Genomic DNA, 16,681 nt, shown 5'->3' with positions numbered 1-16,681 from the left:
CCGATGACGCGCGGAGGCGGGAGCAAGACGCGGGAAGAGCCGGAGCGCCGCTGCCTCGTCACGCGGGAGACCGGACCGAAGGCGGGGCTGATCCGCTTCGTGGTCGGTCCGGACGAGACGGTGGTCGCGGATCTGGCGGGAAAGCTGCCGGGCCGGGGCCTCTGGGTCACCGCCGAGGCGGAGGCTCTGGGGCGGGCCGTCCAGCGGGGCCTGTTCTCGCGGGCGGCGAATCGTCCGGTGAAGGCGCCGCCCGGACTGGTGGCGGATGTCGAGGCGATGCTCGCGGGCCGCGTGGTCGATCTGATCGCGCTGGCGCGCAAGGCCGGGGAAGCCATCTCCGGGCTCGAGAAGGTAAAGGCGGCTCTCGTCTCGGGACAGGCGGCGCTGCTGATCCAGGCCTCGGACGGCTCCGCCCGCGGCCGGTCTGAACTGCGCCCGCCCGAGGGTGCGGAAAGCCTTGTTTCGTGGCTTTCCGGGCACGAATTGGGTTTGGCTTTCGGGCGCGATAGTGTGATACATGCCGCCGTGCTCAAGGGGGGCTTGAGCGAGCGGATCAGGATTGAGGCCTCGCGTCTCGCGGGGTTCAGGGCGACCGGCGCCGGAGCGGGCGCGGCTGGAACGGACAGCGAGGTTGGCGCGACGGCGGACTGAGGCCATGCGCGCATCGGTATGGCGGGGGAAGGCTCCCGCGGGAAAGGCTAGATCGGGATGACGAATTTAAAGGACAACGACGGCAAGGGCAAAACTCTGGGCATGCGCGGGGGTTCCTCGGGCGGCACGGAGACGAGCCATGTCCGTCAGAGCTTCAGCCACGGACGCACAAAATCCGTGACCGTGGAGCACAAGCGCAAGCGCGTCGTCGTTCCGAAGGCGGGCGCGGCCTCCGCGACCGCCGCCAATCCGCGCGGCGCCGCCGCGCAGAACCTGAGCCAGGCCGAGTTCGATCGCCGGCTGAAGGCGGTCGAGGCCGCCAAGGCCCAGGAGGCCGAGCGCCAGCGCAAGGAGAAGGAGGCCGCCGCCGCGCGCGAGGCCGAACTCGCCCGGCTGCGCGCCGAGAAGGACGCCGCCGAGCGCGCCGCCCGCGAGGCCGAGATCCGCGAGCAGCGCGCCGCCGCGCTCGCCGAGGAACAGGCCGCCGAGGCCGCGCGCCAGGCCGAGGCGAAGACCGCCGCGACCCAGCGTGCCAAGACGCCCCGCGCCGCCGATCCGGCGCCGGTCGATCCGGCCGCCGCCCAGGCGGAGGCCGCCCGCGCCGAGGCCGGACGCGCCCCCGCTGGCAAGAAGGCCAGCCGGACGACGGTCGAGGAGAAGAAGACCTCGCGCGGCAAGGGCGACGACGACCGCCGCCGTTCGGGCAAGCTCACCATCGCCAATGCCACCGACGAAGATGGCCGCCAGCGGTCCATGGCCGCGATGAAGCGCCGCCAGGAACGCGACCGCCGCCGGAGCGCGAGCCGTTCGGGCGAGCGCGAGAAGATCGTGCGCGAGGTCAACGTGCCCGACGCGATCACGGTGCAGGAACTTGCCAACCGCATGGCGGAGCGGGTCGCGGCCGTGGTCAAGACCCTGATGCAGAACGGCATCATGGCGACGCAGAACCAGACGATCGACGCCGATACCGCGGCGCTCATCGTCGAGGAATTCGGCCACCGCGTCGTGCGCGTCTCGGATTCGGACGTCGAGGACGTGATCGTGCAGGCGTCGGGCGAGGACGAGAGCAATCTCCAGCCGCGCGCGCCGGTCGTCACCATCATGGGCCATGTCGACCACGGCAAGACCTCGCTGCTCGACGCGATCCGCAAGACCAATGTCGTCTCCGGCGAGGCCGGCGGCATCACCCAGCATATCGGCGCCTATCAGGTGACGACCGAGAAGGGGCAGGTCATCACCTTCCTCGACACGCCGGGCCACGCCGCCTTCACCTCGATGCGGGCCCGCGGCGCGCATGTGACGGATATCGTCGTGCTCGTCGTCGCCGCCGATGACAGCGTGATGCCGCAGACGATCGAGGCGATCAGCCATGCCAAGGCGGCCGAGGTGCCGATGATCGTGGCGATCAACAAGATCGACAAGCCGGGCGCCGATCCGAACCGGGTGCGGACCCAGCTCCTGAACCACGAGGTCGTGGTCGAGGGGATGGGCGGCGAAGTGCTCGATGTCGAGGTCTCGGCGGTGACGGGCAAAGGGCTCGACGCGCTCCTCGACAACATCTCGCTCCAGGCCGAGATCCTCGATATCCAGGCCAACCCCGACCGTCAGGCCGAGGGCGCGGTGATCGAGGCGAAGCTCGACGTCGGCCGGGGTCCGGTCGCCACCGTGCTGGTGCAGAAGGGCACCCTGAAACGCGGCGACATCTTCGTCGTCGGCGAGCAGTGGGGCAAGGTCCGCGCGCTTATCAACGACAAGGGCGACCGCGTGGACGAAGCCGGCCCCTCGGTTCCGGTCGAGGTGCTGGGTCTCAACGGCACGCCCGAGGCCGGCGATGTGCTGAACGTGGTGGAGGAGGAATCCCGCGCCCGCGAGATCGCCGACTACCGCGCCCGGCTCGCCCGCGACAAGCGCGCCGCCGCCGGTTCCGCCACCACGCTCGACCAGCTTCTCGCGAAGGCCAAGGCCGACAAGGACGTCAAGGAACTGCCGCTCGTCGTCAAATCCGACGTGCAGGGCTCGGCCGAGGCCATCGTCCAGGCGATGGAGAAGGTCGGCAACGAGGAGGTTCGCGTCCGGGTGCTGCATTCCGGGGTCGGTGCGATCACCGAGTCGGATGTGACGCTGGCCGAGGCGTCGAGCGCGCCGATCATCGGCTTCAACGTCCGCGCCAACGCGCCCGCGCGCGAGAGCGCGAACCAGAAGGGCGTCGAGATCCGCTACTACTCGATCATCTACGACCTCGTGGACGACGTGAAGAAGGCGGCCTCGGGCCTGCTTTCGCCGGAGGTGAAGGAGCGCTTCATCGGCTACGCCGAGATCCGTCAGGTGTTCCGCATCACCGGCGTCGGCCGCGTCGCGGGTTGCATCGTCACCGAAGGCGTCGCCCGCCGCTCCGCCGGCGTGCGCCTGCTCCGCGACAACGTCGTGATCCACGAGGGCAAGCTGAAGACCCTGAAACGCTTCAAGGACGAGGTCCGCGAAGTCCAGGTCCAGCAGGAATGCGGCATGGCCTTCGAGAACTACGAGGACATCCGCGAAGGCGACGTGATCGAGATCTTCGAGACCGAGGAAGTCGAGCGCCAGTTGGCGTGAGGCTTCGGGCTCTGGGATTTGTGAGGGGGCGGGCATGGTGGTGCCCGCCCCTTCCTTGTTTAGCGTTGCTAGGATATGTTTTCATAGTGGCGGATGGATTCTATTCTCTGAGCAATCGCAATGACACTTGTCCTGTCGGTTTCAACGAAACACGCAATCTGGACCATGGCCGATCGGAGGCTGACTGGTCCAAGTGGCCCGTCTGCAGGCCTTGCTACGAAGATCTTGCGCTCAGAAACTAGCAATAGCAAAGGCCTTATCTCTTATTGTGGAATTGGATCAAAGAATGATATTGAAGTTAGTGACTGGATAAAGAGGGCCCTAAGAGGGCCGTCTTTGAATTATGTTGAGTCTATAAATCGCATTTGTAGCGCTGCTAACATTAGAATTCCGGGATCCGTTCACGCCTTTATTGCGAATTCATTCGTGGACGGAGTTCCGCATCAAACTACTGTTTCTTCCAGAATGGGTAAGAAGATACTTTTTGATGTAAGCGAGAAGGTCATTGTAGATGGGAGCGAGCATTTTTCTGTCCACGACGTAACGTTCTTAACGGATGTAATGGTGTCCGTATATGGAAGCGGAGCCGCTTTTTTCCGGGAAGAGCACTACGACCTAATCACAAGAACAGCTGAAAGTTCTTTGAGGAGATATGGAAAAGATTTCTGGCACAATTCGGTGAATAATGTCCATGCCGTTCTCGCCAAGGTTTGTCGCGAAATCAGTCGGGCGGATCCGCAAGTGAGCCCAGAATGCATTTCCGCCTGCTTTCTCTCGGATGGAACATCGTGGGCGAGAGGCTATGACCGATTCGCGAACATGAGCGATAAAATAGCTATTCCATCCGTATCCGATGGCTGGCCAATTAATGAGCTTGTTTGTGCGATACTGCCAACGGTGTCGAAATCGATGATTGCCCTCGAAGATGGCCGGGAAATAGACCGGGAGAAGGAGAAGACGGAAATAAATGCCGCCCTTGCGAGGCTATTCATGAATCCAAACGACAGGTTCTAGCCGTACCTGCTCTCGCAATGTGCCTGCGTTCTCCCACTGCCGGTCGTGCGGTAGCGCATAAGCCGTGAATGTGAGGCAGACACGGGCCAGACCGAGCCGGTCGCCTCGGCTAAAGGTGAGGTATCACTCCACCACCCCAAGGACCCCCGCATGAAACCCATCGTCACCCTCACCCTCAATCCGGCCATCGACGGCGCCTGTGAGGCCGACGAAGTGCGGCCGACGAGGAAGATCCGGACGAAGGGGGATGCGTATCATCCAGGTGGTGGCGGCATCAATGTCGCGCGGGTGATTACCGAGTTGGGCGGGGCGGTGACGGCGGTTTATCTCGCGGGCGGGGCGACGGGGGATGTGCTCGATGAATTGATGGACGCGGCGGGGCTCGCGCCCAGGCGGGTGCCGATCGCGGGGCATACGCGGATCAGTCTCACGGTCTTCGAGCAATCGAGCGGGCAGGAGTACCGGTTCGTTCCAGAGGGCCCGGAGGTCAGTCCCGGCGAGTGGCTGGCCTGTCTCGAAACCATCGACGGGCTCGATTTCGACTGGCTGGTGATCTCGGGCAGCGGGCCGCGGGGGTTGCCGCCGGATTGTTTCGTCACGCTGACGCATCGCGCGCGGGACCGGGGCGCGCGGGTGGTGCTCGATTCCTCCGGCCCGGCGCTCGCGGCCTCGATCGAGGCGGGCGGGCTCGCGCTCATCAAGCCGAGCGTCGGAGAGTTGCGGGCGCTGACCGGGCTCAAACTGGAGGATCGCGACGAGATCGCCGAGGTGGCGCGGGAGATCGTCGAATCCGGGCGGTCTGACCTCGTCGCCGTCACCATGGGCCATGAGGGCGCGCTGCTGGCGAGCCGCGAGGAGAATTTCTTCCGCGAAGCCCCCGACGTGCCGGTCCGCAGTGCGACGGGCGCGGGGGACAGTTTCGTCGGCGCGATGACCCTGGCGCTCGCCGAGGGGAAGGGCGCGCGCACGGCTTTTCTCATCGGCATGGCCGCGGGGAGTGCCAGCGTCATGCATCCGGGAACCGAGCTCTGCCGCCGCGAGGATGTCGAGCGGCTGCATGGGGCACTGGTGTCGGGCTGACCGCGAGGCGGGCGCTGCGCGAGATGACCCGGCGCCGGGCATTTGTCAGAGCGCGCGAAATGTCATTCGGGCGGAACCCTAGCGCCGCCGCCGCCCGAGGCATATATGCCGGGCGAGCCCAATCGGGCACGGAGGGTGCATGAGCGAACAGGAACGGTTTCCCGGCTGGCACGGGACGACGATCATCGGCGTACGCAAGGGCGGCAAGGTCGTCGTCGCCGGCGACGGGCAGGTGAGCCTCGGCCAGACGGTCATCAAGGGCACGGCCCGCAAGGTGCGCAGGGTCTCCCCCGGCGGCAAGGACGTGGTCTGCGGCTTCGCCGGATCGACCGCGGATGCCTTCACGCTGCTGGAGCGGCTGGAGAAGAAGCTCGAAGCCGCGCCGGGGCAACTGGCACGGGCCTGCGTCGAGCTTGCCAAGGACTGGCGCACCGACAAGTACCTCCGCAATCTCGAAGCGATGCTGATCGTGACCGACGGGCGCGAGCTTTTCGTCATCACCGGCGCGGGCGACGTGCTGGAGCCGGAGCATGACATCGCGGCGATCGGCTCGGGCGGCAATTTCGCGCTCGCCGCCGCGCGGGCGCTGATCGACACCGATCTCGACGCCGAGGCGATCGCGCGCAAGGCGCTCGGCATCGCCGCCGAGATCTGCGTCTACACCAACGGCAATCTCACGGTGGAGAGCCTCGATGCCCGTTGAGGGCGACATAGGTTTTCGTCCCGTGACCCTGGCCGACTTCCCGCTGCTCAGGCGCTGGCTCAACGAGCCGGAGGTCCGCGCATGGTGGGGCGATCCCGAGAAGGAGCTCGGCGAGATCCGGGGGATGGTGGAGGGGCGCGATACCACGCGGCCCTTCATCATCGAACTCGACGGCGCTCCGGTCGGCTACATCCAGTACTGGTTCATCGGCCACTACCAGAACGCCTCCTGGATCGCTGAGCATCCCTGGCTCGCGCATCTGCCGAGCGAGGCGGTGGGCGTCGATATCTCGCTCGGCGAGGCGGGGCTGCTCTCGCGCGGCATCGGCTCGGCGGCCCTCGCCGCCTTCGTCCAGCGGCTGCGCGCCGAGGGCTACCGGACGATCATCATCGATCCGGACCCCGCGAATGCGCGCGCCGTTCGCGCCTACTGGAAGGCCGGGTTCCGGCCCATTCCCGGCCTCGGCGCGAAGGATGTGCTTCCCATGGAACATCAGCCCATGGAAGAGGGCGCGGAATGACAGGCTCCCCGCCAGAACGACGCCGAACGCGTCCGGTGCATCGCCTGCCCCTCGGACAACGGGCCGCGCCGCTCGTGGCCCGTGTCGCGCGGGGCGCCTCAGAGCGGCACGGTGCGGTGGCTTTCCCGCTCGTGGTCGGACGCCGGATCGGCGCCGAACATCGATTTCACCGAAGCGAGCAGTCCGCTGCCCGCCTCCCAGATCTCGGCCTCCACGGTGTCGAAGCGCAGGAGGACCAGCTTGGGGTCCTCCTTGCCGCCCGGATACCAGGCCGCGACATCGGAGTTCCAGAGCTCCTCGACGATCGCGCGATCGGTGTCGACCGAAAGCCTGCCGTGGATGCAGGCGAAGAGGTCATGCCCCTTGGCGGAGTAGCAGGCCTCCGCGCGGCTCTCGCCCGAGGCGACCACCCTGACGAGCCCGGTCGTGTTGTCGCCGAAGAACCAGATCGTCGTCGCGTCGGAGTCGCGGAACCGCGCCGCCATGGGCCGCTTGTGATTGTCCTTCGGTCCCACCACGCCCAGCATCACGACTTCGTCGGATCTGAGCGACTTCAACAGCTTTTCCCGGAGTTCCTGGGCGCTGGGCATCACATGTCCTCCCGCTTGGATACGGGTAGCCAACGTCGCGGTGCGCGGGATGTTCCCCGCGCCGCCGCCCCATTCGAGGTTTCCATATGACCCATCTCACCCCCCGCGAGATCGTCTCCGAGCTCGACCGGTTCATCATCGGCCAGAAGGACGCCAAGCGCGCCGTCGCCGTCGCGCTCCGCAACCGCTGGCGGCGCAAGCAGCTCGCCGACGACATCCGCGAAGAGGTCTATCCGAAGAACATTCTGATGATCGGCCCGACCGGCGTCGGCAAGACCGAGATCTCGCGCCGCCTCGCGAAGCTCGCCAAGGCGCCGTTCCTCAAGGTCGAGGCGACGAAGTTCACCGAGGTCGGCTATGTCGGTCGCGACGTGGAGCAGATCATCCGCGATCTGGTGGATTCCTCGATCGCGATGACGCGCGAATTCATGCGCGAGAACGTCAAGGCGACCGCGCATTCCGCCGCCGAGGACCGGGTGATAGACGCGCTCGCGGGCGAGGGCGCGCGCGACCAGACGCGGGAGATGTTCCGCAAGAAGCTGCGCTCGGGCGAGCTCGACGACAAGGAGATCGAGCTTGAGGTCGCCGATACCTCGAACCCGTTTCCGATGATGGACATTCCGGGGCAGCCCGGGCTCGCGGGCGGCATGAACCTCGGCGACATCTTCGGCAAGGCCTTCGGCGGGCGGAAGACGCGGCGGCGGCTGACCGTGGCGGCCTCCTATCAGCTTCTGATCACCGAGGAGGCGGACAAGCTTCTGGACTCCGAGGCGGTGACGCGCGAGGCGATCGAGGCGGTGGAGCAGAACGGGATCGTCTTCATCGACGAGATCGACAAGGTCTGCGCCCGCGCTGAGACCCGGGGCGCCGATGTCTCGCGCGAGGGGGTGCAGCGCGACCTGCTGCCCTTGATCGAGGGTACGACGGTTTCGACCAAGCACGGGCCGGTCAAGACCGACCATGTGCTCTTCATCGCCTCGGGCGCCTTTCATATCGCGAAACCCTCGGACCTGCTGCCGGAGCTTCAGGGCCGTCTGCCGATCCGGGTCGAGCTGCGCGCGCTGACCGAGGAGGATTTCGTCCGCATCCTGACCGAGACCGACAATGCGCTGACCCGGCAGTATACCGCGCTGATGGCGACTGAGAACGTGACGGTGGAATTCACCGAGGACGGGATCGCGGCGCTGGCGCGGATCGCGGCGGAGGTGAATGCGACGGTCGAGAATATCGGCGCGCGGCGGCTCTATACCGTGCTGGAGCGGGTGTTCGAGGATCTCGGCTTCACCGCGCCCGACCGCGAGGGCGAGACGGTGACGGTGGATGCGGCCTTCGTCGAGAAGTACCTCGGCGCGCTGTCGCAATCGGCCGATCTCAGCCGTTACGTGCTCTGACGGGCCGCGGATCGGACGACTGGAGGCTCAGGCGGTGGCGACGGCCGCCGCCGGCCGGCATTTCGCCCTCGGCGTTGGAGCGCGAGCGGCCAGGAGCGCGGTGGAGACCAGCGTCGCCGATCCGGTGGCGCTGTAGATCGCGAGTCCGGCGAGCGGACCCCAGCCGGCCGAAAGCGCCGCCGCGGCGCAGCCGCCGCCGACCAGCATCGAGATGAACATGCAGCCGACGATCTTCGAATCCACGACCTTCTCCTTCCGGTTCGCTCGCCCCTCTTGCCCCAGGATCAGGACCGCGGAGGCGGGGTTCGATCCCCTTGCCATGTTCCGCGTCCTTCAAACAGAGATGCGATCCGCGGCTTTTGGTTCAATACTGCTCCGTCAGATGTGAAGTGCCCGAGATCACGCGTGAATTTGCGATCTGGCCGCTGCTTGAGCTTGTCTTGAAAACAAGAGACGAATTCGCGGTGTCTTCGGGCCGATCATGCCTCACGTCGCGGACCATCAAAATCGCGGCAATGTGACTTCGAGCAGGCGCGCGATCACGCGGCCCGCGATCTCGGCGTTCGCCAGCACGTCCTCGATCGTGTCGGGGCGCTGCTCCGGCCCGCCGGTGGCCGCGTTGGTGATCGCCGAGAGGCCGAGCACGCGCATGCCCGCATGGACCGCCGCGATCACCTCGATGACCGTGGACATGCCCACCGCGTCGGCGCCGCTCGCGCGCAGCCAGCGCCGCTCCGCCGAGGTTTCGAGCGACGGGCCGGCGATCCCGGCATAGATTCCGGCCCGGTGGGCCAACCCCGCCGTTCGCGCCGCTTCGGCCACCGCGGCGCGCCAGTCGGGATCATAGGCGCGGCTCATGTCGGGGAAGCGGGGGCCGAGCGCGGGTTCGTCGGCGCCGGTCAGCGGATTGGTTCCGGTGAAGTTCAGATGGTCCTCGATCAGCATCACCTCGCCGGGCCGGAACTCGGCGTTGAGCGCACCCGCGGCGTTGGTGACGACGAGGCCCTCCGCTCCGAGGGCGCGCAGGAGATAGACCGGCAGCGCCACCTCCCGCGCCGTCCAGCCCTCGTAGAGATGCAACCTCCCGCGCATCAGCGCGACGCGCCGCCCGAAGAGCCGGCCGAGCACGAGCTCCCCGGCATGGCTCGGCGCGGTCGAGACCGGCATGCCGGCGATCTTGGCATAGGGGATGATCACGGCCTCCTCGACCGCCTCGGCGAGCCCGCCGAGCCCCGAGCCGAGGATGAGGCCGAGTTCCACCGGATCGCCTGTCTGCGCGGCGATGGAATCTCGCGCCTCGGCTATGCGCTGCGTGAGGGATGGCCCGCCAGCTATCGTTCCGGTCATGCGATGCTCGCGGCGATCTCGGGCGTCAGCGCGCGGACCCGGGCCAGCGTCTCGGCGATGTCGATGCCGGTGAGCGCGCCGTCCTTGACCACGCGGCGCCCCGAGACAAAGACGTCGCGCACATCCGATTTCGCGGTGGAGAAGACGATATGCGTCATCGGATCGAAGATCGGCGTGGCATGGACGCGGGACGTGTCGATCAGGATCATGTCGGCGAATTTGCCCGGCTCGAGCGAGCCGATCCGGTCGAGCGCGCCGAGCGCCGCGGCGCCCTCGCGCGTCACCATGGCCAGCGCCTGCCGCGTCGAGACCGCGTCGGCGCGCCGCGTCGCGCCCCGGTGCAGGGTCGCCGCGAGGCGAAGCGCCATCCACATGTCGAGATCGTTGCCCGAGATCGCGCCATCGGTCCCGATCGTCACCCGCGCCCCCGCCCGGAGCAGATCCGGAATCCGCGCGATGCCGGAGGCGAGCTTCAGGTTCGAGACCGGATTGTGCGAGACCGTGGCCCCGGTCCGGGCGAGGATCTCGACCTCCTCATCGTCGAGCCAGACGCAATGCGCGAGCACCGTGCGTGCGTCGAGCAGGCCGAGGTGGTCGAGGTGGCGGATCACCGAACGCCCGTAGCGGTTCGCGATATCCGTCTGCTCCGCCTGCGTCTCGGCGGCATGGGTGCTGAAGAGCGCGCCGTATTCCTCCGCCAGCGCCTTGGCCGAGGTCAGGTTGTCCGGCCCGACGGTATAGCTGCCATGCGGCATGATGGTCGGGAACACGTCCTCGGCACCGTCGAATTCGGCGAAGAACGCCTTCGCGGCGCGGAGCCGGTCGTCATGGGTCACGTGATCGACGCCGGGGAAATCGATGAAGATGCCACCCGTCGCGACCCGCATCCCGAGATCCCGCGCGGCATGGACGGCCTGATCGGGGAACCAGAACATGTCCATCACGCTGGTCACGCCCGAGAGCAGGAGTTCGGCGAAGCCGAGAGTCGCGCCAAGCCGCACGGTGTCGCGGTTCAGGATCGCCCGCTCGGCCTTCCAGACGGTCTGGAGCCAGGGCTCCAGCGGCAGATCCTCGACGAGGCCTCGAAACAGGCTGTCGCCCGCGTGGCAATGGCTGTTGACGAGGCCCGGCATCAGGATCGCGCCGCCCGCGTCGATCACCTCCGAAGCCTCGCGTCCGATCTCCGCCGCCGGGCCGAGCGCGGCGATCCGCCCGTCGCGGACCGCGACGGCGGCACCCTCGATGACTGTGAAATCCGCGTCGGCCGTGACGATCAGCGCGTCGGTAACGATGAGATCGGCTATGGGCGCGTCGGGCATTCCGGGCTCCGTCCTGGACGGGTCCAGCGGTCGCACAGCTGTTCCGCGTGGTCAATCACCCCCCACTCCCACCCGCCACGCGCACCCGCCGCTTGCGGCTCCGCCGATCCCGCGGCAGGCTTGGCCCAGCGAGGGAGGCGGCGATGTTCAAGCCCGAAGGTCATTCCAGCGTTTCACCCTATCTCATCGTCACGGATGCGCGCGCCGTGCTCGATTTCGCGGCGAAGGTCTTCGACGCGCCGGTGATCTTCACGCATGAGGGCGAGGATGGCGCGATCGTCCATGCCGAGTTCCGGATCGACGACAGCGTGGTCATGGTCGGCCAGGCCCCGGACGCCCAGCCCGCGCATGTGCATGTATATCTCGCCGATCCCGACGCGGCCTTCGACCGGGCGCTCGTGGCGGGCGGAACCGAGGTCCAGCCGATGAAGGACCAGCCCGACGGCGACCGACGGGGCGGCGTGACCGATCCGGGCGGCACCACCTGGTGGCTCTCGCGGATGCTGAGGCCCCGAGGCTAGGGCGGCCGGGCGCGGTCCGGGTGGGCGCCGCGAGGGATATCTAGGAGTCGTGCCCGAAGTACCGCGCCCGCAGCGCTTCGATCATACCGCTTTGCGCTCCGCCGATGATCTCGACGGAGAGCGCCCGCGTGAGCGCGCTGCCGTGCGCCAGTCCGAAAGCGTATTTGTCAGGCTCGAAGATCGGTCCCACGACCGCGACCGGCTCTCGCGGGTTGGTATGCGCGTAATATTCGAGCACGGGCGCGTCGCCGATGATGGCGTCGATGTCTCCCTCGACCAGCGCCGCCACAGCCTCGTCGATGTGCTGGAAAGGCCGCGCATTGAGCCGCGCGTCCCGCGCATATGCCTCGGAGACGCTGCCCGGCTGAACTCCGACAACCCGGCCGGGCAAATCGGCCAGGCTGTTGATCTGGCTGTTGAGCGAGAGCGCGGTCATGACGCTCGTGACCGACGAGGTGACATAGGCGAGCACGGCGATGCCGCACACGAGCCAGAGACCTTGCCATATCCGGCCCTTCCATCCGAACAGATTCTTGCGCGTGGACGCGCGCCCGGAAGTTGCGATGGACATGACCGAATAGAAGCTCTCCGCGAGGCCATCGCGCCAGCGCCTCGGGAAGGTCTCGTCGAAGCGGCGGTCGAACAGGGTGACGAGCAAGGTCGCCAGGAGGATGACGAATGCGATCCAGGCATAGGCCCGCAGATGCCCCGACGTGCTGAGCCCCCTGAGCACGTCGCGGAAGTCCGCGCCGCCATCCTCATGCACCATGATGCGCTGCCCGGCGTCGAACCATGGATGGGTCAGGTCGATCCGTTCGGCGCGGTCCCGGGTCACCGTCATGTTGGTCACCGCGACCTGGACCTCGCCCCGGGACGTGGCGGTGACGAGTTCGCCGACATTCCGGTATTCGACGTAGCGGCTCTCGAGGCCGAGCTCACCGGCCGCCCATTCCCAGAGATCGATGGCCATCCCGCCGTAACCATCCTCCACCTTCATCACGAAGGGCGGATGGACATAGACGCCGACCGTCACGGCGCCGGGGTCATCCTGCGCGCCGGCTGGCCCCTGCCCGGCGAACGTGATCAGGAAGAGGGCAAGCAGGATCAGGCGGAAGGATCGAAGAAGCATGGCACCGCGTGACAATATTCGGACCAGGCGAGATTGACCTGATTTTCCGGTAACGCCATCCTTCTGGCAATGTCGTTTCGCATGTCCGCGAGATGCCCTCGATCGGGGCGGGGCGGCTTCGCAGCGGTACCCGTACCGCCGGTTCGTGCTGGTCGAGATGGCTTCGGCGGAGGCGGAGGCCGATGATGGAGGCCAATGGATGCCCGAGACCCATGACCGCGCCCGATGACGGAGACGTGCCCGCGTGGCTCCTGCCTGGACCGTTTCCGCCTGAGTTCGGGACCGGGGAACGCTGCTTCATCGTCGAGGAGCTGAACGATCCGGCCTGTCCCGAAGCGTCCCTCGCCCGCGCCCGGGTCGCGCCGGGCGTGACGACGCGCAACCACCTCCTGCGCGGCACGGTCGAATGCTACGTGATCCGGGAAGGCACGGGCCGGGTCGAGATCGGCGGCGAGATCCGCGATGTCGGCCCCGGCGCCCGGGTGGTGATCCCCGCCGACACGCCTCAGCGGATCACCAATACCGGGGAGAGCGATCTGGTCTTCCACTGCCTCTGCGTTCCCCGGTTTATGCCCGCGAACTACGTCGATCTCGGCGACTGAAGGTCACGCCGGGATACCCCCGGTCGCGAGCGTCACCCGGTCGGCCGCGGCGCGCACCGCCGCGCCGATCGCCTCGGCCCGGTCGGGTGTCACGCGCACGGTCGGCCCGGAGATCGAGACCCCGGCGACGGCCTCGCGGAACTCGTTGAAGATCGGCGCCGCGACACAGCGCATCCCCTCGGTCCGCTCCTCGTCATCCACGGCCCAGCCGCGAGCGCGGATCGCCGCCAGATCCGCCTCGAGCGCGGCTCGGCCGGTGATCGTGCGCGGCGTATAGGCCTCGAACGGCCCGACGCCGACCAGCCGGTCCAGCTCCCTCGGCGGGTAATGCGCGAGCAGAGCCTTGCCGATCCCCGAGGCATGGATCGGCCCCCGGGTACCGGGCGGGAAGAAGGCGCGGATCGGGTGATGCGTCTCGATCTGGCTCAGGAAGATCACCTGCGCCCCGTCCGCGACGGCGAGATTGGCAGTCTCCCCGGTCTCGGCCATGAGTTCGCGCATCACCCTGCGTGCGTATTCGACGAGACCGGACCGGCCGAGGAAGGCATTGCCGATCCGGAAAGCCTCCTGCCCGATGAACCAGAGCTGCGTCGTCTCCTGCGTCTCGACGATCCCGTGCCGCGCGAAGGTCGAGAGCGCACGATAGACCGTCGCGGGCGCCTGGTCCGTCGCCTCGGCGATCTCGGTCAGCGACTGGCCGCCCTCGGCGGAGGCGAGCGCCCGCAGAATCACCAGCGCCCGGTCGAGCGCCTGGATCGTCGTCTGCTCCGGCGCGGGGTTGAAAGCCTTCGGTCGCCCGCGCGAGCGTTTCGGCGCTTCACTCATTTTGTCCCCCGGACAAACCGGCCGACGCGACGAAAAAAGGAAACCATAGTCATACCATAGTCTTACCGCGGTTGCACACGAACTGAAAAATGATTTCAAAAAAATTGCCGATTCGCCAGTGGACTGATACTCACGGTGCAAACGAGTGGAGAAAACGCCATGTCCAGCCAGAACCCGGTCTTCATCCCCGGCCCGACGAACATCCCCGAGCGGCTGCGGCACGCGGTGAACGTTCCGACCATCGACCACCGCTCCGCGAGCTTCGGCGAGATCTTCGCCCCGCTCTTCCCGGGAGTTAAGCGCGTCCTGAAGATGCGCGAGGGCGAGGTCTTCTTCTTCCCGGCGACCGGTACCGCCGGCTGGGAAGCCGCGGTCTCGAACACGCTCTCGCCCGGCGACAAGGTTCTCGCCTGCCGGCACGGCATGTTCTCGCACCGCTGGATCGACCTCTGCCAGCGTCACGGGCTCGACGTTCAGGTCCTGACCGCCCCCTGGGGCGCCGGTGCGCCGGCCGCCGATTTCCAGGCGGCGCTGGAAGCCGACAAGGACCACGAGATCAAGGCCGTTCTCGTCACCCATAACGAGACCGCGACCGGCGTCCGTTCCGACATCGGCGCGGTCCGCAAGGCGCTGGACGCCGCCGGCCACCCGGCGCTCCTGATGGTCGACGGCGTTTCCTCGATCGCCTCGATGGACTTCCGCATGGGCGAATGGGGCGTCGATCTCGCCGTCACCGGCAGCCAGAAGGGCTTCATGCTGCCCGCGGGCCTCGCCATCGTCGGCGTCAGCCCCAAGGCGCTGGCGGCGATGGAAACCGCGAAACTGCCGCGGACCTTCCTCGACTTCCGCGACATGCTGAACACCAATCCGAAGGGCGGCTTCCCCTATACGCCGCCGGTCGGCCTGCTCTACGGGCTCGGCGTCGCGCTCAGCATGATCGAGGAAGAGGGGCTCGAGAACGTCTTCGCGCGCCACTACCGGATCGCCGAGGGCATCCGCCAGGCCGTCGGTGCCTGGGGCCTGTCGCTCTGCGCCCAGTCGCCGGATGTCTATTCCGACACGGTCAGCGCCGTCATGGTCCCGAGCGGCTTCGACGGGACGAAGGTCGTCACGCTCGCGGCCGAGAAATACGGCACCGCCTTCGGCGTCGGCCTCGGCGATGTCGCGGGCAAGCTGTTCCGCATCGGCCATCTCGGTAGCCTGACCGATGTCATGGCGCTCTCGGGCGTCGCCTGCGCCGAGATGTGCATGGCCGACCTCGGGATGCCGATCAAGCTCGGCTCGGGCGTCGCCGCGGCGCAGGAGCATTACCGCGCGACGGCGGGCGCCGCCGCCGAGACCTCGCACGCCGCCTGAGGACATTCGAATGCGTATCCCCGTCTATGACGATGTGCTCGTCGCGCATGAGCGCATCGCCTCGCACATCCACCGCACGCCGGTCCTGACCTCGCGCTTCATCGACGAGATGGCGGGCGCGAGCCTGTTCTTCAAATGCGAGAACCTGCAGAAAGCCGGCGCCTTCAAGGTGCGCGGTGCCTCGAACGCGGTCTTCGGCCTGTCGGACGAGGCCGCGAGGAAGGGCGTGGCCACGCATTCCTCGGGCAACCACGCGCTCTCGCTCTCCTACGCCGCCGGGCGCCGGGGCATCCCCTGCCATGTGGTGATGCCGCGCACCGCGCCCCAGGCGAAGAAGGACGCGGTGATCGGCTATGGCGGCACGATCACCGAATGCGAACCCTCGACCTCCTCGCGCGAGGCGGTCTTCGCCGAGGTGCAGGAGCGCACCGGCGCCGATTTCGTGCATCCCTACAACGACCCGCGGGTCATCGCCGGGCAGGCGACCTGCTCGCGCGAACTGCTCGAACAGGTGGACGGCCTCGACGCGGTGATCGCGCCGATCGGCGGCGGCGGCATGATCTCGGGCACCTGCCTCACGATCTCCTCCACGGCGCCCGGGGTGAAGATCTACGCCGCTGAGCCGGAACAGGCCGATGACGCGGCGCGCAGCCTGAAGGCGGGTCATATCATCGCCGATGACGCGCCGAACACGGTGGCGGACGGGCTGAAGGTGCCGCTGAAGGAGCTGACCTGGCATTTCGTCAATCAGCACGTCACCGACATCCTGACCGTTTCGGAACAGGAGATCGTCGATGCGATGCGCCTCGTCTGGGCGCGTCTGAAGATCGTGATGGAGCCGTCGAGCGCGGTGCCGCTCGCCGCGATCCTGCGGAACCGCGAGGTTTTCGCGGGCCAGCGCGTGGGCGTGATCGTCACGGGTGGCAATGTCGATCTGGACAAGCTGCCGTGGCTGAAATGAGAGAAGGGGAAGAACGATGACGAAACAGGACGATATCGCGGGCCTGGAAGTCGGCTACGACATTCCGGCGGCGATCGGCA

The 16,681-nt window shown here is 67.3% G+C and carries 17 protein-coding genes; 11 read left to right on the top strand and 6 right to left on the bottom strand.

Features of this window, described 5'->3' with window-relative positions; genetic code table 11:
• The first annotated feature begins 3 nt into the window (after window positions 1–3).
• The 6 genes from ACLJK8_RS10760 (at window position 4) to ACLJK8_RS10735 (ending at window position 6,560) form a co-directional block, all read left to right on the top strand.
• Window positions 4–651 (top strand): RNA-binding protein, encoded by a 648-nt coding sequence (locus ACLJK8_RS10760; protein ID WP_413150264.1) that lies wholly within the window; start codon window positions 4–6, stop codon window positions 649–651.
• Window positions 652–708: 57 nt separating this feature from the next.
• Entirely contained in the window at window positions 709–3,243 is a 2,535-nt protein-coding gene (infB, locus tag ACLJK8_RS10755) for a translation initiation factor IF-2 (RefSeq protein ID WP_413150263.1), read from the top strand.
• A gap of 120 nt (window positions 3,244–3,363) precedes the next feature.
• On the top strand, window positions 3,364–4,257 hold the full coding sequence (locus ACLJK8_RS10750) for a hypothetical protein (RefSeq protein ID WP_413150262.1): 894 nt from the start codon (window positions 3,364–3,366) through the stop codon (window positions 4,255–4,257).
• Window positions 4,258–4,407: 150 nt separating this feature from the next.
• Window positions 4,408–5,337: a 1-phosphofructokinase family hexose kinase gene (locus tag ACLJK8_RS10745; protein WP_413150261.1), complete on the top strand. Its 930-nt coding sequence runs from the start codon at window positions 4,408–4,410 to the stop codon at window positions 5,335–5,337.
• A gap of 139 nt (window positions 5,338–5,476) precedes the next feature.
• The gene (gene hslV / locus ACLJK8_RS10740) at window positions 5,477–6,040 is read left to right on the top strand and encodes an ATP-dependent protease subunit HslV (protein WP_413150260.1); all 564 of its coding nucleotides are present in this window, start codon (window positions 5,477–5,479) and stop codon (window positions 6,038–6,040) included.
• On the top strand, window positions 6,030–6,560 hold the full coding sequence (locus ACLJK8_RS10735; protein ID WP_413150259.1) for a GNAT family N-acetyltransferase: 531 nt from the start codon (window positions 6,030–6,032) through the stop codon (window positions 6,558–6,560). Before hslV ends, ACLJK8_RS10735 begins: the two co-directional genes overlap by 11 nt.
• Window positions 6,561–6,658: 98 nt before the next feature.
• Here the strand turns inward: ACLJK8_RS10735 and ACLJK8_RS10730 are convergent, their stop codons facing one another.
• Entirely contained in the window at window positions 6,659–7,150 is a 492-nt protein-coding gene (locus ACLJK8_RS10730) for a pyridoxamine 5'-phosphate oxidase family protein (protein WP_413150258.1), read from the bottom strand.
• 86 nt (window positions 7,151–7,236) lie between these two features.
• On the opposite strand from ACLJK8_RS10730, the gene hslU reads away from it, so the two are divergent.
• On the top strand, window positions 7,237–8,541 hold the full coding sequence (gene hslU, locus ACLJK8_RS10725) for an ATP-dependent protease ATPase subunit HslU (protein ID WP_413150257.1): 1,305 nt from the start codon (window positions 7,237–7,239) through the stop codon (window positions 8,539–8,541).
• A 27-nt stretch (window positions 8,542–8,568) separates the two neighbouring features.
• Here the strand turns inward: hslU and ACLJK8_RS10720 are convergent, their stop codons facing one another.
• The 3 genes from ACLJK8_RS10720 to ACLJK8_RS10710 form a co-directional block, all read right to left on the bottom strand.
• Window positions 8,569–8,784 (bottom strand): hypothetical protein, encoded by a 216-nt coding sequence (locus ACLJK8_RS10720; RefSeq protein ID WP_413150256.1) that lies wholly within the window; start codon window positions 8,782–8,784, stop codon window positions 8,569–8,571.
• Between the two features lie 258 nt (window positions 8,785–9,042).
• The gene (locus ACLJK8_RS10715) at window positions 9,043–9,888 is read right to left on the bottom strand and encodes a purine-nucleoside phosphorylase (RefSeq protein WP_413150255.1); all 846 of its coding nucleotides are present in this window, start codon (window positions 9,886–9,888) and stop codon (window positions 9,043–9,045) included.
• The gene (locus ACLJK8_RS10710; RefSeq protein ID WP_413150254.1) at window positions 9,885–11,207 is read right to left on the bottom strand and encodes an amidohydrolase family protein; all 1,323 of its coding nucleotides are present in this window, start codon (window positions 11,205–11,207) and stop codon (window positions 9,885–9,887) included. Before ACLJK8_RS10710 ends, ACLJK8_RS10715 begins: the two co-directional genes overlap by 4 nt.
• A 143-nt stretch (window positions 11,208–11,350) precedes the next feature.
• On the opposite strand from ACLJK8_RS10710, the gene ACLJK8_RS10705 reads away from it, so the two are divergent.
• Window positions 11,351–11,728 carry a VOC family protein gene (locus ACLJK8_RS10705; protein ID WP_413150253.1) on the top strand — a complete coding sequence of 126 codons (378 nt, stop codon included), beginning with the start codon at window positions 11,351–11,353 and terminating at the stop codon, window positions 11,726–11,728.
• A gap of 40 nt (window positions 11,729–11,768) precedes the next feature.
• On the opposite strand, the gene ACLJK8_RS10700 is transcribed toward ACLJK8_RS10705, so the two are convergent.
• Window positions 11,769–12,857, bottom strand: a complete 1,089-nt coding sequence (locus ACLJK8_RS10700) for a transporter substrate-binding domain-containing protein (protein ID WP_413150252.1) — start codon at window positions 12,855–12,857, stop codon at window positions 11,769–11,771.
• A gap of 212 nt (window positions 12,858–13,069) precedes the next feature.
• Here ACLJK8_RS10700 and ACLJK8_RS10695 point away from each other — a divergent pair, with 212 nt between their 5' ends.
• Complete coding sequence (locus ACLJK8_RS10695; protein WP_413150251.1) at window positions 13,070–13,459, top strand: cupin domain-containing protein; 390 nt, start codon at window positions 13,070–13,072, stop codon at window positions 13,457–13,459.
• Window positions 13,460–13,462: 3 nt separating this feature from the next.
• Here ACLJK8_RS10695 and bhcR read toward each other — a convergent pair whose 3' ends face one another.
• A complete protein-coding gene (gene bhcR, locus ACLJK8_RS10690) occupies window positions 13,463–14,284 on the bottom strand; it encodes an HTH-type transcriptional regulator BhcR (protein WP_413150250.1) in 822 nt (273 codons plus the stop codon).
• Between the two features lie 159 nt (window positions 14,285–14,443).
• Here bhcR and bhcA point away from each other — a divergent pair, with 159 nt between their 5' ends.
• The gene (gene bhcA, locus ACLJK8_RS10685; protein ID WP_413150249.1) at window positions 14,444–15,640 is read left to right on the top strand and encodes an L-aspartate--glyoxylate aminotransferase BhcA; all 1,197 of its coding nucleotides are present in this window, start codon (window positions 14,444–14,446) and stop codon (window positions 15,638–15,640) included.
• Window positions 15,641–15,650: 10 nt separating this feature from the next.
• The gene (bhcB, locus tag ACLJK8_RS10680) at window positions 15,651–16,601 is read left to right on the top strand and encodes a beta-hydroxyaspartate dehydratase BhcB (RefSeq protein WP_413150248.1); all 951 of its coding nucleotides are present in this window, start codon (window positions 15,651–15,653) and stop codon (window positions 16,599–16,601) included.
• The last annotated feature ends 80 nt before the right edge of the window (window positions 16,602–16,681 follow it).

The sequence above is a fragment of the Amaricoccus sp. W119 genome, assembly GCF_047275745.1.
GTDB lineage: Bacteria > Pseudomonadota > Alphaproteobacteria > Rhodobacterales > Rhodobacteraceae > Amaricoccus.
This window is presented reverse-complemented; position numbering and strand designations above follow the sequence as displayed.